The organism is Pseudoxanthomonas sp. 97-1-1, assembly GCF_057773125.1.
The window spans coordinates 26,396-41,903 of sequence record NZ_JBYMTJ010000005.1 but is presented as its reverse complement, the minus strand read 5'-3'; the positions used below and the strand labels follow the sequence as shown (position 1 = coordinate 41,903).

The 15,508-nt window shown below is 68.7% G+C and carries 15 protein-coding genes; 3 read left to right on the top strand and 12 right to left on the bottom strand.

All coding sequences use genetic code 11. The features are described from left to right. Positions 1-124: 124 nt before the first annotated feature. The 12 genes from cydC to ccoN all read right to left on the bottom strand — a co-directional run bounded on the left by cydC (position 125) and on the right by ccoN (position 12,423). Positions 125-1,822 carry a thiol reductant ABC exporter subunit CydC gene (gene cydC, locus AC3DET_RS18025; protein WP_488392524.1) on the bottom strand — a complete coding sequence of 566 codons (1,698 nt, stop codon included), beginning with the start codon at positions 1,820-1,822 and terminating at the stop codon, positions 125-127. Continuing rightward, positions 1,819-3,462 (bottom strand): thiol reductant ABC exporter subunit CydD, encoded by a 1,644-nt coding sequence (gene cydD, locus AC3DET_RS18020; RefSeq protein WP_488392523.1) that lies wholly within the window; start codon positions 3,460-3,462, stop codon positions 1,819-1,821. The genes cydC and cydD overlap by 4 nt, the downstream gene beginning before the upstream one ends. A gap of 41 nt (positions 3,463-3,503) precedes the next feature. Further along, on the bottom strand, positions 3,504-4,232 hold the full coding sequence (locus AC3DET_RS18015; protein WP_446539388.1) for a sulfite exporter TauE/SafE family protein: 729 nt from the start codon (positions 4,230-4,232) through the stop codon (positions 3,504-3,506). Continuing rightward, positions 4,222-4,410 (bottom strand): cbb3-type cytochrome oxidase assembly protein CcoS, encoded by a 189-nt coding sequence (ccoS, locus tag AC3DET_RS18010; RefSeq protein WP_446539389.1) that lies wholly within the window; start codon positions 4,408-4,410, stop codon positions 4,222-4,224. Before ccoS ends, AC3DET_RS18015 begins: the two co-directional genes overlap by 11 nt. Beyond that, positions 4,407-6,782, bottom strand: a complete 2,376-nt coding sequence (locus AC3DET_RS18005) for a heavy metal translocating P-type ATPase (RefSeq protein ID WP_488392522.1) — start codon at positions 6,780-6,782, stop codon at positions 4,407-4,409. Before AC3DET_RS18005 ends, ccoS begins: the two co-directional genes overlap by 4 nt. A 10-nt stretch (positions 6,783-6,792) precedes the next feature. Next, complete coding sequence (locus AC3DET_RS18000; RefSeq protein ID WP_488392521.1) at positions 6,793-7,314, bottom strand: FixH family protein; 522 nt, start codon at positions 7,312-7,314, stop codon at positions 6,793-6,795. Continuing rightward, positions 7,311-8,906, bottom strand: coding sequence for a 4Fe-4S dicluster domain-containing protein (locus AC3DET_RS17995; protein WP_488392520.1), 1,596 nt, complete (start codon positions 8,904-8,906; stop codon positions 7,311-7,313). Before AC3DET_RS17995 ends, AC3DET_RS18000 begins: the two co-directional genes overlap by 4 nt. Before the next feature lie 78 nt (positions 8,907-8,984). Then, complete coding sequence (locus tag AC3DET_RS17990) at positions 8,985-9,281, bottom strand: hypothetical protein (RefSeq protein WP_337732564.1); 297 nt, start codon at positions 9,279-9,281, stop codon at positions 8,985-8,987. After that, positions 9,278-10,213: a cytochrome-c oxidase, cbb3-type subunit III gene (gene ccoP, locus AC3DET_RS17985; RefSeq protein ID WP_488392519.1), complete on the bottom strand. Its 936-nt coding sequence runs from the start codon at positions 10,211-10,213 to the stop codon at positions 9,278-9,280. The genes AC3DET_RS17990 and ccoP overlap by 4 nt, the downstream gene beginning before the upstream one ends. After that, entirely contained in the window at positions 10,210-10,350 is a 141-nt protein-coding gene (locus AC3DET_RS17980) for a cbb3-type cytochrome oxidase subunit 3 (protein ID WP_142126089.1), read from the bottom strand. Before AC3DET_RS17980 ends, ccoP begins: the two co-directional genes overlap by 4 nt. A 3-nt stretch (positions 10,351-10,353) precedes the next feature. After that, positions 10,354-10,974, bottom strand: a complete 621-nt coding sequence (gene ccoO, locus AC3DET_RS17975) for a cytochrome-c oxidase, cbb3-type subunit II (RefSeq protein WP_185894374.1) — start codon at positions 10,972-10,974, stop codon at positions 10,354-10,356. Between the two features lie 9 nt (positions 10,975-10,983). Then, complete coding sequence (gene ccoN, locus AC3DET_RS17970) at positions 10,984-12,423, bottom strand: cytochrome-c oxidase, cbb3-type subunit I (protein ID WP_192202965.1); 1,440 nt, start codon at positions 12,421-12,423, stop codon at positions 10,984-10,986. A 208-nt stretch (positions 12,424-12,631) separates the two neighbouring features. Between ccoN and AC3DET_RS17965 the strand changes: the two genes are divergently transcribed. Genes AC3DET_RS17965 through cydX form a run of 3 tightly spaced genes read left to right on the top strand, consistent with a single transcriptional unit; the run spans position 12,632 to position 15,508 of the window. Then, entirely contained in the window at positions 12,632-14,218 is a 1,587-nt protein-coding gene (locus AC3DET_RS17965; protein ID WP_488392518.1) for a cytochrome ubiquinol oxidase subunit I, read from the top strand. 12 nt (positions 14,219-14,230) lie between these two features. Next, positions 14,231-15,379: a cytochrome d ubiquinol oxidase subunit II gene (gene cydB / locus AC3DET_RS17960; RefSeq protein ID WP_446539395.1), complete on the top strand. Its 1,149-nt coding sequence runs from the start codon at positions 14,231-14,233 to the stop codon at positions 15,377-15,379. Between the two features lie 9 nt (positions 15,380-15,388). After that, positions 15,389-15,508 (top strand): cytochrome bd-I oxidase subunit CydX, encoded by a 120-nt coding sequence (gene cydX, locus AC3DET_RS17955; protein WP_298125812.1) that lies wholly within the window; start codon positions 15,389-15,391, stop codon positions 15,506-15,508.

The window sequence follows — 15,508 nt, the reverse complement described above, 5'->3', positions numbered from 1 at the left end:
TAAGTCGCGACCGTATGCCCCGCGAACTATGGGAGCGCAGCAGGGCATGCAGGTGTTTCCGCAGCGCTGTTCCACCCGACGGTGCAACGGTCGATCATTCGTGCGGTCGCGACTCATGTCGCTCCTACAGGGGGATGGCCTCCTTCACCAGTCTGCCATCGCGCAGCCGATACCGCGTATCCACCACGCCATCCGGCAGCGTCGCATGGCTGAAGATCAGCACGCTGCGCCCCTTGCTGGCGGTCGCGATGTCGCGCATCAGGGCGTCGGCGGTGTCCTGGTCGAGGCCTTCGGTGGGCTCGTCGAGCAGCAGCAACGGTGCATCGCGCAGCAGCGCACGCGCCAGCGCCAGTCGACGTGCCTGGCCCGCCGACAGCGTCGCGCCGTTTTCGCCGACCCAGGTATCCAGGCCGTCGTCCGCATCGCGGAAGCGGGCGTCCAGCTTCACCTGCGCCAGCGCCTGCCACAGGCGCGCATCGTCGGCAGCGGGGTCGCCGAGGCGCAGGTTTTCGCGCACGCTGCCGGAAAAGACCGGCGCGTCCTGCGGCAGCCAGGCGATGCGGGTGTGCCAGAGCGCAGGATCCAGCGTGCGCAGGTCGTCGTCGGCGAAGCGTACTTCCCCTGCGTCCGGCGTACACAGTCCCAGCGCCAACGCCAACAAGGAGGATTTGCCTTCGCCGCTGTCGCCGGAGACCAGCACGCGCTCGCCCGCTTCGATGCGCAGGCTGGCGCCATCGAGCACGCGCCGCGCGCTGCCGGGCCAGGCGAACACCACCTCGCGGAACCACAGCGCACCGCGTGGCGCTGGCGGTTGCGCACCCGTGCGCCCGTGGCTTCGTGCTTCGTGCTTCGGCTCCACCACTTCTTCAAGCCGTCCGGCTGCGGTGACGGCGGCACGCCATGCCTGCCAGGCCGGGGCGATGGCGCTGCAGGCTTCCAGTACGGCGACCGTCATGAAGAACAGGCCGCCCGCGGCTGCAGCGCCGATGCGTTCGCCGTGCACCGCCGACAGCAGGACCCACAGCATCGCCGGCAGCGTGGCGGCCGTGACCAGGGCATGCGCCAAACTGGCGAGCGCAAGCCGGCGCTTGCGCAGGTCTTCCCACTGCGCCACCTCGCGGCTCCGCGCATCCAGCGCTGCCAGCCACGCCGATGTGGCATCCATCGCGACGAGGTCCTGCTGGCCTTCGATGCCCTCCTGCACCGACGCGCGCAGGCACATGCGGGCCTCGGCGCGTTCGCGTTCCAGCGCCGCCACGCTGCGCGCGGCCAGCCACGGCGCCAGCGCACCGACCAGCAGCAGCGCGACGAGCAGAAGGGCGCCGGCTGCCGGCAGCGCGAACGTCGCCACCAGCGTCGCCAGCGCGCACAGCGACAGCACGGCCAGCAGCGGGCCGAGCGCGCGGACCAGCACGCCGTCGACCGCTTCGATGTCCGCCATCAACCGCGCCATCAGTTCGCCGATGCGGAAGCGGCCCAGGCCCAGCGGCGCCAGCGGCAGTGCGCGGCGGAAGAACCACACCCGCAGGTCGCGCGCGAGCCGCAGCGTGGCATCGTGGCCGAGCAGCTTCTCCGCGTAGCGCGACAGGATGCGTACAAAGGTCAGCGCACGGATGCCGGCCGACGGGCCGAAGAAGTTGAAGCCGAGCGCCGTACTGCCCGCCAGCGCCGCGGCGGTGAGGAAATGTCCGGACAGGCCGAGCAGTGCCGTGCCTGCGAGCAGCGTCAGCAACAGCAGCGCTATCGCGAGTACGATCCATCTGCGGTGAAGAAGGACCACCTCGCGCAGGCGCACCGGCAGCGTGTCGTTGCGGTCGGTCATCGGGGCGCTACCGCGGTTGCATGCAGCTTCCCGCCATGCACGCGCCAGGTCTGCGCCATCGCCGCCTGCGCGGCGGCGCTGTGCGTGGCCATCATCAGCCCGCGTCCGTGTGCGAAGTGCAGGATCGCCCGCAGCACGGCGGCTTCCGTGTCCGGATCGAGGAAGGCCGTGGGCTCGTCGAGCAGCAGCAGGTCGGGGTCGCGCAGGAACACGCGCGCCAGCGCGATGCGTCGCGCTTCGCCGCCGGACAGGCCGAAGCCGCGTTCGCCGATCACCGTATCCAGTCCGTCAGGCAGGCGGTCCGCGAAACGCAGCACCTGTGCCGCTTCGGCCGCTCGCCGCAGTTCGTCATCGTCCGCATCCGGTTTCGCCAGACGCAGGTTGTCGAGCAGGCTGCCGGCGAACAGGAACGGACGCTGCGGCGCGTAGCCGATGCGCAGGCCGGGTGCGCGCCCCACCGTGCCGGTCGTGGCCGGAATCCAGCCGGCCAGGGCTTCCAGCAGCGTGCTCTTGCCGTCGCCGCTGGCGCCGACGAGGGCGATGTGCTGGTCGCGATGCAGTGCCATATCGACATCGCGCAACACGTCGCGTGCATTGCCTGCATGGCGCAGCGTGACGTCGCGCGCGCTGACGAGCGCGCCCGCAGGCGCTGTGGTCGGAAGGACGGGCGACGTGACGGCGTCCGCATCGTCTAGTACCGGCGCGATCTCGTCCATCGCCGCCAACGCCGCAGCGCGGTCGTGGTAGTGCGTGGCCAGCCGTCGCAGCGGCGCATAGAACTCCGGCGCCAGCAGCAGGCAGAACACGCCCGTGCCCAGCGTCAAGGGTTGCGCGCGCAGATCGATCATGCCGAGATAACTCAGGCCGAGGTACAGCGCGATCATCGCCACGCTCAGCGAGGCGAAGAACTCCAGTACCGCCGACGAAAGGAACGCGATGCGCAGCACGCGCAGGCTGCGCAGGCGCAGTTCCTCGGCGGAGGAACGGATGCCTTCCAGTTCAGCCTCGCCACGCCCATACAGGCGGATCAGACCCAGTCCGCGCAGACGGTCGGCGAAGTGTCCGCCCATGCGCGCGAGTGCCTGCAACTGCCGCTGGCTGGCGGCCTGCGCGCTCCAGCCGACCAGCATCATGAACACCGGCACCAACGGCATCGTCAGCAACAGGATCAGGCCGACCGTGCGATCCACGCAGAACGCCGCCAGCAGGATCGCCAGCGGTACGCCCACCACCTCCGCGCGTACTGGCACGAAGCCGCCGAAATAGCCTTCCAGCGCATCCACGTGCGCGCCCATGCGTTCGGCCAGCGCGCCGCTCTGCCGGGTGCGTACCCAGGCGGGACCGCGCGCCACCAGCGCGCGCGCGATGCTGCCGCGCAGGTCGACGCGGATGCGCTCGACCGCATGGTCGGCGCATCGCCGGCTCGCCCATCCCAGTCCGGCGCGCAGCAGCAACAGGATCAACAGGCCGCCAAGCAGTGGCAGCAGGACGAGGGGCGGCTCGTGGGCGACGAACGCGCGCTGCATGCACACGGCGATGAGCGCAGCCTGCGGCACGAGCAGCCAGCCAGCGAACAGGGCGAGCGCGCTGGCGGCCCGCAAGGGATCGCGCGCCACGCGCCCCAGCGTCTGCAGGCGCATCTTCGCGTTCGCGCCTTCTGAAGCCGGTGTCGCATCCGCCCTCATGGTGGCAATGGCTGGCAGCCCAGTGCCGTGAGCACGCCGTGCAGCGCCGGGTGCCGCATCAACCAGGGCGAGGCGATGGTCAGCAGGCCCGCCGCGAGCACGAAGGTCGCGGCCACGCGCCGCACGGCCGGTTGCTGCCAGCGCCGCCCCAGGCGTGCGCCCGACCAGGTCAGGGTGACCATCATCGGCAGTGTGCCGAGCCCGAACGCGGCCATGGTCAAGGCGGCATCGCGCGCATTGGCCTGCAGCCAGGCGACGGTGAGCAGGCTCAGGCTGAGTCCGCACGGCAACCAGCCCCACAGCGCACCGGCCACCAGGCGGCGCGGCAGCGTGTCCGCCGGCAGCACGCGTGCATGCAGGGGCCGCAATGCCTGCCAGACCTTCGCACCGGGACGGGCAAGGAAATCCAGGCGGCCCCGCTGGTCGAACAGGCGCAGCGCCAGCACCACCAGGGCCAGTCCCACGCCGACGCGCATCGCGAGCACGGCGGTGTCGTGCCGTGCCAGCGCCAGCAGGCCACCGCCGAAGGCGCCGACGATCGCGCCCGCCAGCGTGTAACCGGCGACGCGGCCGAGGTTGAGCTGCAGGGCACCGCTCCAGCCTGGTTGCCGCGAGGACATCGCGGAGAAGCCGGTGGCGATGCCGCCGCACATCACCGCGCAGTGCGTGCTGCCCACCAGGCCCGCCAGCAGGGCAGCGGACAGGACAGGGAGGTCAGGCGCCATCGTCGCCTTCGCGCGCGCGCGCGTCCTCGCGCTGTTTCGGCGGTGCATCGTCGAGGATGTCCAGCGCGGGTGTGTCGAGATCGTCGAACTGGCCCTTGCGCACGGCCCACGCGAAGGCGGCGATGGCCAGGCCCAGCAGGACCAGGCTGATCGGCAACAGCATCAGCAGGATGTTCATGCCGCCATCTCCGTGGACGTGCGCGCCAGCCGCAGCGCATTGAGGGTGACCACCAGCGAGGATACCGCCATGCCCAGCGCCGCGATCCATGGCGTGACCAGGCCGGCGGCGGCCAGTGGCACGGCGAGCAGGTTGTAGCCGGCAGACCAGGCCAGGTTCTGCTTCACCAGCCGCCGCGACAGCCGCGCCACGCGCACGGCGTCGGCGATGCGCAACAGCGAAGGGCCGGTGGCGACCAGGTCGGCCGCCCGCTGCGCCAGCGGCGCGCCTTCGCCCATCGCGATCGAGACATCCGCGCCGGCCAGCACCGGCGCGTCGTTCAATCCGTCGCCGACCATCGCCACGATGCGGCCTTCCGATTGCAGCTGCCGCACGCGTGCCAGCTTGTCCTCCGGCGACTGCCGGGCAAGCGTCGACGCGATGCCGAGGACGTGCGCCAGGCGCTGCACCGCGCCCTCGCTGTCGCCGCTGGCCAGATGGATGTCCAAGCCCTGCGCGCGCAACGCCCGGATGGCGATGGCGGCATCCTCGCGCGGTCGCTCGTTCAAGGTGAAGCGGGCGACGCCGTGCGTGCCATCGCCCAGCCACAGGCCGCCATCGTCTGCCCGGTGTGCGGCCCAGTCCGCGCGCCCGAAGCGCCAATGGCGACCGTCGACATCGCCTTCCACGCCCTGGCCGGGACGCGCGACCACGGCCTGCGCCCATGCGCGTGCATCGACATCCGCGAATGCGGTCGCGATCGGGTGGCCGCTGTCCTTCTCCAGCGCGGCCACGATGCGCGTGGCGGCGTCCGCGTCCAGGCCATCGAATACCTCCACGGCCACGCGTGCGGGACGGCCGTCGCTGAGCGTGCCAGTCTTGTCGAACACCACGTCGGTAGCGCGCGCCAGCGTGTCCAGCGCTTCGGGCCGCGTGGCCAGCACGCCGCAGCGCGCCAGCGCGCCATGCGCAGCGGCGAGCACGGCGGGCACCGACAGCGACAGCGCGCAGGGGCAGCTGATGACCAGCAGGGCGAGGGTCACCTCGAACGCCCGTTCGGGCTGGTACATCCGCCAGCCGATGTAGACGCACGCCGCCAGCACCAGCAGCGAGACCACGAAATGCCGGCCCACGCGATCCGCCAGTTGCGCCAGTGGCGGGCGATGGCCCTGCGCGCGGTCGACCAGTTCCGCCAGCTGCGACAGCCGCGTCGCCGTGCCGGTGGCGGTCACGCGCAGCCGTGCCGGACGCTCGCGGCAGGTGGTGCCGGCATACACGGTCTCGCCCGCATGCCGGCGCACCGGTCGCGATTCGCCGGTCAGCAGCGCTTCCTCGAAATCCGCAGCCGCGTCCAGCAGCACGCCATCGGCGGGCACGCCCTCGCCGGCGGGCACGCAGACCACGTCGGCCACGCGCAGCGCCGACGGCGGCACCGATTCGCGCGTGCCGTCATCGCGCTCGCGGATCGCGAACACCGGCTGCGCGCGCGCCAGCGCATCCACCTGTGCGGTGGCGACGTTGCGCGCGCGCTGTTCCAGCATGCGCGCGGCCAGCAACAGGAAGACGAACATCACCGCCGCGTCGTACCAGACATGCGTGCCGCCACGGATCGTCTCGACCAGGCTGGCGACGTAGGCGAGCAGGGTGGAGCTGGCGATCAGCGTGTCCATGCCCACGTGGCGCGCGCGCAGTTCGCGCGCCATGCCGGCGAGGAACGGCCAGCCGCTGTAGAACACCACCGGCGTGCTGACGAGGAACGTCAGCCAGCGGAACAGGTCGCGCGTCGGCAGCGGCATGGTGGCGTTGACGTCCAGGTACAAAGCCTCGGCCAGCATCATCGCCTGCAGCGAACCGAGGCCGGCCACGCCGAGCCGCAGCAGCCAGCGGCGGCGTTCGGACAGGCGGGCCTGTTCGCGTGCGTCGCCGGTGGCCAGATACGGTCGATAGCCCAGCATGGCCAGGCGGTGCAGCAGGGCGGACAGGTGCGTGCGTGCCGGGTCCCAGGCGATGCGGATGCGGCCGGTCACCGCATTGGCGGTGGTGTCGAGTACGCCGGCTTCGCGCGCCAGTGCGCGGTCGATCAGCCATGCGCACGCGGCGCAGCGCATGCCGTCGGTGAGCAGCACGATCTCGCGGCCACCGTCGATGGCGCGGCTGTGTTCAGCCTGCAACTCGGCACGGTCCCAGCTTGCAAGATCCAGCCGGTCGGCCTGCACGCGGTTGGCGCTCGCGCTGCGCAGGCGGTAGTAGCTGCCCAGGTCGGCATCCTCGATCCACGCGGCGGCCGCCGCGCAGCCTTCGCAGCAGAACGACCGCTCGCCCGCATCCACCCGGCGTGCGGCATCGCCGACCGGCTCGCCGCAGTGGTGGCAGGGCACCACGGGGATGTCCATGCAGGGGCGCTCAGCCGCTCCCGTGCGAGGGGGCCAGTCGCACGGCCTGGGTGTCTTTCTGCAGGCGTCCCCGGATACGCCATGCGCCGTCCTGCGGCGCGAGCTGGATGTTCCAGTCGTGGGTGGTTTCGATTTCCGCGGGCGCGGTCCAGCCGGCGGTGTCGCGTGCCAGGGTCAGGATGACGTCCTTCGCGGCTTCGGTCGGATGGGCGAGCGTCAGCACCAGCGGGGACGTGCCCGCGAAATCGCCGGTGACGGCGATCATCTCCACGTGATCCGTGCGGACCTGCACGATCGCACTGAGCTTGCGTTGCGCGGCATTGTCGTCGGGGCCCAGGTCGGTGGTCTGGATCTGCGACACCCGCTGCACCTTGTCGGTGACGGAATCCGCTCCTCCCGCACGCACGGCGACCACCACCAGCCAGAGGCCGGCGATGACCGATGCCAGCGGCAGGCCCCAGACCAGCCATACCATCGGCTCTTTCCAGAACGGGCGCGCGACGGCGGCGGAGGGATCGGGCTTCGTGGTCATTGCATGGGTCCGAAGTAGCTGCTTTCCACGGTCTTCCCGGTGCCGGTATCGACATCGCGGACAGTGAACGTCACGGCATGGCGGCCGCGCAGGGTGGCAGGGGCGGTGGCGGTGACGGGCAGCGACAGCACTTCCTCGGGCGCTGCCTGCACCGTCAGTTCGCCGTCGCGCAGGCGGATGCCAGGCTGGCCGGACGCCAGCGTCACGCGGTAGCGGTGCGATTGCTGGTCCTTGTTCACCAGTTTGAGCGTGTAGCTGTTTTCGACCTGGTCGCCGGTCACTTCGCGGTACAGCGCGTTGCGGTCGCGCAGCACTTCCGCGATCAGCACGTCGCGGTTGAACACGCCCCAGCCCCACGCCGCCACCAGCGCCAGCAGGATGGTGCCGTAGACGAAGATGCGCGGTCGCAGCACCTTCGACGGTTTGCCGTCGATGGCGTTCTGCGTGGTGTAGCGGATCAGGCCCTTCGGGTAGCCCATCTTGTCCATCACGTCGTCGCAGGCGTCGATGCACGCGCCGCAGGCGATGCACTCGTACTGCAGGCCGTTGCGGATATCGATGCCGGTGGGGCAGACCTGCACGCAGATCGTGCAGTCGATGCAGTCGCCCAGTTGGTCGGGGACGAATTTCGGCAGCGGTTCGATCACCGCGCCGGCACCGGCGAAGGTGATGGTGCCGTGCGCGCCGAGGCGCTGGTCGGCGGCGCTGGGATGCGCGTTGGCACGTACCACGTAGTCGTAGGCGGTGACCTGGTCGAGCAGGCCGCGCGCACGTTCCAGCACGCTGCCCAGGCCGCGCTTGCGCGGACCGCGCGGCTCGCCGCGCATCGGGTCGTAGGCGATGATCAGGGTGTTGCGGTCGAACATCGCGCTCTGGAAGCGCGCATACGGACACATGTACTTGCAGACCTGCTCGCGCAGGAAGCCGGCGAAGCCCCACGTGGCCAGCGCGTAGAAGAACACCCAGAACGTCTCCCAGCCGCCCCAGGCGAAGGGCCACAGGCGCGCGCCGAGATCGAGGATGGGCGTGAAGAAACCGACGAAGGTGAAGCCCGTCCACAGTGCGAACAGCGCCCACAGCACGTGCTTGCCGCCCTTGCGCATCACCTTGTTGGCGCTCCAGGGCGCGGCATCCAGCTTGATGCGCGCGCTGCGGTCGCCTTCGGTCCAGCGCTCCATCCACAGGAACACTTCCGTCCACACCGTCTGCGGACACGCATAGCCGCACCACAGGCGGCCTGCCAGCGCGGTGAAGAAGAACAGCGCCATCGCCGCGATGATCAGCAGCACCGCCAGCAGCAGGAAATCCTGCGGCCAGAACACCAGCCCGAACACGTAGAACTTGCGCGCGGGCAGGTCGAACAGCACGGCCTGGCGGTCGTCCCACTTCAACCACGGGAACACGTAGTACATGCCCAGCAGCCACCACACCGCCGCCACGCGCAGGCGGTTGAGCGTGCCCGCCACATCGCGCGGATACACCTTGCGTTCGCTCACGTAGAACGAGTTGCCCTGCGCATCCACCACGTCCAGCGGAATGCGCCGCTTGGCGGTGTCAGGGGCGGGAGAGGGAGGAGGTGCTGGCGTGGACATGGGCGACTCTGTCTTGGCTGGCGTCATGCTCGCGCCGCATCGGCACGCGAGGGAGCGACGGTTTGTCGCAGGCCGCGCTCAGTCCGGCGGCAGCGCGCGGTTGAAGCGGCTGGCCGGACGCAGCAGGATCCAGGTGAACAGGCTGCTGGCCGACGTCGCCAGCCAGAACATGAAGAAACCCAGCGTGTAGCCGAGTTCGCGGCTGATCGCCAGGTCGGGAAAGGTCATGTCGCGCAGCGTCAGCGGGTCGACGAAGGCGAAGAACACCATCGTCGCCACGCCGGCGGCGAAGAAGCTGGGCCACAGCACTGCCCCGATGCGCTGTGCGAGCGGTCGGGGCGGATGGTCGAGGCGGGGCTCGGTGAAATCCGTCATTTCGCGCCGGCGGTCGCCTGGCCCTGCTTGTGCGAGAGCGACCAGACATACGAGGCGACCAGGCGGGCACGTGTCTCGCCCAGCAGTTCGCGGTGGGCGGGCATCACGCCATGACGGCCCTTGTTGATGGTCGTGCGCATGCTCTCCTTGCTGTTGCCGTACAGCCAGTAATCGTCGGTGAGGTCGGGGGCGCCCAGTTCCTGGTTGCCCTTGCCGTCCACGCCGTGGCAGGCCACGCAGAGGCCATCGTACAGCGGCTTGCCCTGGGCAGCCATGAAGTTGTTCTTCATGCCGTCCTGCGGGTTGTTCAGCACGTTGACGTAGGCGATGACGTAGTCGACCGCGTTGTCGCCACCCATGTTGGTCAGCGCGGTGCCCCATTCCGGCATCACGCCTTCGCGGCCATCCAGCACCGTCTGCAGCACCAGGTCGGGCGTGCCGCCCCAATGCCAGATGTCGTCGCTGAGATTGGGATATCCGATCGCGCCCTGGCCGGTGGAACCATGGCAGGTGGCGCAGGTGTTGTTGAAGATGGACTGTCCCAGCGCCAGCGCCTTCGGATCCTTGGCCAGCTGGTCGATGGGCTGGTTGGCGAATGGTGCGAACGTCGCTTCCAGCTTCCTGTCCTGCACGGCCTTGACCTGGTCGTGCTCGCCTGTGGAGGACCACTTCGCATAGCCGGGAATCACGCCCAGGCCGCCGTACCATGCGATGTAGCCGATGCTGAAGAAAATGGTGATGTAGAACAGGTTGATCCACCACTTCGGCAGCGGCTTGTTGTACTCGGTCAGGTCGCCGTCCCACACGTGCGAGGTGTCTTCCGGTGCGGGGTCGCCGGGCCGGCGGCGGCCGGTCCACCACAGCAGCCACACGCAGCCCAGGATGTTCAGTACGACCAGCGCGACGATGAATCCGATCCAGCCTGCGCTCATGGGTTGTTCTCCCCTTCCTCACCCAGCGGCATGCGTGCCGCATCCTCGAAATCCGCCTTGCGGCGCGGGCTCCACGCCCACACCCAGCCGGCGATGAACAGCACGATCAGTGCCCCGGTCACGATCCCCGATACCATGGCTCAGCCTCCCCTCGGCGCGGCCTTGCCCAGCCCTTGCAGGTAGGCGACCACGGCGTCCAGTTCTGTCCTGCCTTCCACGTCGGTGGCGGCACTGTTGATTTCCTCGTCGGTGTACGGATCGCCGATGCGCTGCAGCGTCTTCATGCGCTGGGCGACTTCGGCGCCGTCCACCTTGGCGTTCTCCAGCCAGGGGAAGGACGGCATGTTCGATTCCGGCACCACGTCGCGCGGGTTGATCAGGTGCACGCGGTGCCAGTCGTCGGAGTAGCGTCCGCCCACCCGGGCCAGGTCCGGCCCGGTGCGCTTGCTGCCCCACTGGAACGGGCGGTCGTAGACCGATTCGCCGGCCAGCGAGTAGTGGCCATAGCGCTCGGATTCGAAGCGCAGCGTGCGCACCATCTGCGAGTGGCAGTTGTAGCAACCTTCGCGGATGTAGATATCGCGGCCGGCCAGTTGCAGCGCCGGGTAGGGCTTCACGCCTTCCAGCGGCTTGATCGCCTCGGCCTGGAACATCAGAGGGACGATCTCGGCCAGGCCGCCGAACGACACCGCCACCGCGATCAGCACCGCCATCAGGCCGACGTTCTTCTCGACTTTCTCGTGTGAATTTCCGTTGCTCATGTCGGTTCCTCAGGCGCGCGCTTGGCTGGCATCGGGCGGCAGGATCGGCTGCGGTGCGGTGGACCGGGCCGCCTGGAAGGTCTTCCAGGTGTTCCAGGCCATCAGCAGCATGCCGACGAATACCAGCAGGCCGCCGCCCAGGCGGACCAGGTAGTAGGGATACGTGGCGTTCAGCGCTTCGACGAAGCTGTAGGTCAGCGTGCCGTCGGCGTTGGTGGCGCGCCACATCAGGCCCTGCATCACCCCGGCGATCCACATCGAGGCGATGTAGAACACCACGCCCAGCGTGTGCAGCCAGAAGTGCGTGTCGATGGCCTTGATGGAGAACATCTGTTCGCGGCCCAGCAGCTTGGGCAGCATCGCGTACACCGAGCCGATGGTGATCATCGCCACCCAGCCCAGGGCACCGGCATGCACGTGCCCGATGGTCCAGTCGGTGTAGTGGCTCAGCGAATTGACCGTCTTGATCGACATCATCGGACCTTCGAAGGTCGACATCATGTAGAACGAGAGCGAGACGATCAGGAACTTCAGGATCGGGTCCGTGCGCAGCTTGTGCCACACGCCCGACAGCGTCATCACGCCGTTGATGGCGCCGCCCCAGCTGGGCGCCAGCAGGATCAGCGAGAACACCATGCCCAGGCTCTGCGCCCAGTCTGGCAGCGCGGTGTAGTGCAGGTGGTGCGGACCGGCCCACATGTAGATGGCGATCAGCGCCCAGAAGTGCACGATCGACAGGCGGTAGGAGTAGACCGGGCGGCCGGCCTGCTTCGGCACGAAGTAGTACATCATTCCCAGGAAGCCGGCGGTCAGGAAGAAGCCCACCGCGTTGTGGCCGTACCACCACTGCACCATCGCATCGACCGCGCCGCTGTACACCGGGTAGGAGTGCAGCAGGCCGCTGGGTAGCGCCAGGCTGTTGACGATGTGCAGCAGCGCCACCGCGATGATGTAGGCGCCGAAGAACCAGTTCGCCACGTAGATGTGCTTGACCGCGCGCTTGGCGATGGTGCCGAAGAACAGCACGGCGTAGGACACCCAGACCACCGCGATCAGCACGTCGATCGGCCAGATCAGCTCGGCGTACTCCTTGCCCTGGGTCAGGCCCAGCGGCAGCGAGACGGCGGCGGCCACGATGACCAGCTGCCAGCCCCAGAACACGAACGCGGCCAGCTTGTCGGAGAGCAGCCGCACGTGGCTGGTCCGCTGCACCACGTGCAGGCTGGTGGCGAACAGCGCGCAGCCACCGAACGCGAAGATCACCGCGTTGGTGTGCAGCGGGCGCAGGCGTCCGTAGCTCAGCCACGGCAGATCGAAATTCAGCGCCGGCCAGTACAGCTGGGCCGCGATCAGCACCCCCACCAGCATCCCCACGATGCCCCAGACCACGGTCATCACCGTGAACTGGCGCACCACCTTGTCGTTGTAAGTCCCCTGGACGCCTTGCATGCGGCCTCTCCTATTCTGGTACGGTGGATTCTCGAGCCCATTCAGCCGGGCCGCATTGATCAGGATCAACCCCTTCCCGACAGCCGGTCGGCTGCGGGGCGCGCAGGATGCCGCAGGGCCGCGCGAAGGGGGGTGCGACAGATGGTCGCCCCCGTTCGCGACAGGCGGGGTCTAGAATCCACCACGGACACCCGGGAGCCGCATCGCCATGCCGGACATGACCGTCGTCGAACTGTCCCGTCTGCAATTCGCGCTGACGGCGATGTACCACTTCCTGTTCGTGCCGCTGACGCTGGGGCTGTCCTTCATGATCGCGATCATGGAGAGCGTCTACGTGATGACCGGGCGCGACATCTGGCGCCGGATGACGATGTTCTGGGGCACGCTGTTCGGCATCAACTTCGCCATGGGCGTGGCCACCGGCATCGTGATGGAGTTCCAGTTCGGCATGAACTGGTCCTACTACAGCCACTACGTGGGCGACATCTTCGGCGCGCCGCTGGCCATCGAAGGGCTGATGGCGTTCTTCCTGGAAGCGACCTTCATCGGCCTGTTCTTCTTCGGCTGGGACAAACTGTCGCGCGTGAAGCACCTGATGGTGACCTGGCTGGTGGCACTGGGCACCAACTTCTCGGCGCTGTGGATCCTGATCGCCAACGGCTGGATGCAGTACCCGGTGGGCGCCGAATTCAATCCCGTCACCATGCGGATGGAAGTCACCGACTTCGCGGCGGTGCTGTTCAACCCGGTGGCGCAGGCGAAGTTCGTGCACACCGTCAGCGCGGGGTACGTGCTGGGCGCGGTGTTCGTGATGTCGATCAGCGCGTTCTACCTGTTGCGGGGACGCCATGCGGACCTGGCCAAGCGCTCGATGGCGGTGGCGGCCAGCTTCGGCCTGGCCGCGGCCCTGTCGGTGGTGGTGCTGGGCGACGAGAGCGGTTACGTGGCCGGCGAGAACCAGAAGATGAAGCTGGCGGCCATCGAGGCGATGTGGGAGACCGAGCCGGCGCCGGCGGGATTCACTGCTTTCGCGATTCCCGACCAGGAGGCGCGCGCCAACCGTTATGCCGTGCACATCCCGTGGGTGATGGGCCTGATCGGCACGCGCTCGTTCAATACCGAAATTCCGGGCATCGGGGAGCTGGTCGAACGCGCCGAGGGCCGCATCCGCAACGGACAACTGGCCTACGCGGCGCTGCAGCAGCTGCGCGCCAATCGCGAGGATATGCAGGCGAAGGCGGTGTTCGATCAGCACTGGCGCGACATGGGCTATGCGCTGCTGCTGAAGCGCTACCGCGAGGATATCGGCAGCGCCACCGACGCGGAAATCACGCGCGCCGCCGCCGACACCATCCCGCGCGTGGCGCCGCTGTTCTGGAGTTTCCGCCTGATGGCGGGCATCGGTTTCTACTTCATCGCGTTCTTCGCGCTGGCGTTCTGGCTGGCGACGGTGCAGAAGCTCGACAAGTACCCGTGGTTCCTGAAGCTGGCGCTCTACAGCCTGCCGCTGCCCTGGCTGGCGATCGAAGCCGGCTGGCTGATCGCCGAGTACGGACGGCAGCCGTGGGCCATCGATGGCGTGCTGCCGACGTTCATGGCCGCCTCGGGACTGCAATTGCACCAGGTCGTCATCTCGCTCACCGGTTTCGTGCTGGTCTACACCACGCTGGCGGTCATCGACGTGTACCTGTTGCGCAAGGTGATCCTGAAAGGCCCGGATGACGTGCCCGGCGGCGAACGGCGACCCGACCAGGCAGGCACGCCGCTGGCACCCGCGTCCACGACCGTGGCCTGACAGGAGGACGACATGGACACGATTCCCCTCGACTACGCGACCCTGCGCCTGATCTGGTGGTTGCTGCTGGGCATCCTGCTGATCGGCTTCGCCGTGATGGACGGCTTCGACCTGGGCATCGGCACGCTGTTGCCGGCGGTGGCGCGTACCGATGCCGAGCGCCGGCTGGTGCTGAACGTGGTGGGCCCGGTGTGGGAAGGCAACCAGGTGTGGCTGATCCTGGGCGGTGGCGCGATCTTCGCGGCATTCCCGGCGCTGTATGCAGTCAGCTTCTCGGGCTTCTACCTGGCGATGTTCCTGATCCTGTTCGCACTGATCCTGCGGCCGGTCGGCTTCAAGTTCCGCAGCAAGGTCGAAGACGCGCGCTGGCGGGCGGTGTGGGACTGGGCGCTGTTCGTCGGCGGCTTCGTGCCCGCGCTGGTGTTCGGCGTGGCGATGGGCAACGTGCTGCTGGGCGTGCCCTTCCATTTCGACGACACGCTGCGCATCCATTACAGCGGCGGCTTCTTCGCGCTGCTGTCGCCGTTCGCGGTGCTGTGCGGCCTGGTCAGCGTCGCCATGCTGGTGGCCCATGGCGCCAGCATGCTGGTGCTCAAGACCGACGGGCCGGTGGCGCTGCGTGCGCGGCGCCTCGGATCGCTGGCGGCGGTGGCGACGGCGGTGTTGTTCGTGCTGGCCGGCGTGTGGGTGGCGAAGGGCGTGGACGGTTACGCCGTGGTCGGGGCCGCCGTGACCGATGCCGCGTCCAATCCGCTGTTCAAGCAGGTGACCAGCGCGCGCGGCGGCTGGATGGCGAACTATCAGGCCATGCCGTGGACCTGGATCTTCCCCGTGCTGGGCGTCACGGGCGCGCTGGCCGCCGCGCTGCTGTTGCGCGCGGGCCGCGGCATGGCGGCGTTCCTCGCCTCGGCGCTCGCCATCGCCGGCATCATCCTGACCGAAGGCCTGGCGGTGTTCCCGTTCCTTCTGCCGTCCTCCACCCATCCCGCGTCGAGCCTGACAGTGTGGGATGCGTCTTCCAGCCACCTCACGCTGTTCGTGATGCTGGTGGCCACCTGCGTGTTCCTGCCCCTGGTCCTCCTGTACACCGCCTGGGTGTACCGCGTGCTGCGCGGCAAGGTGAGTCCTGAAAGCCTGGAACAGAACCACAACGCCTACTGAGGAACGACCATGTGGTACTTCTCCTGGATACTCGGCGTCAGCCTCGCGGCCAGCTTCGCCATCCTCAATGGCATGTGGTACGAGATGCGCGAGAACGATCGCGCCAACGCGGCCGGCGACGCGACGTGA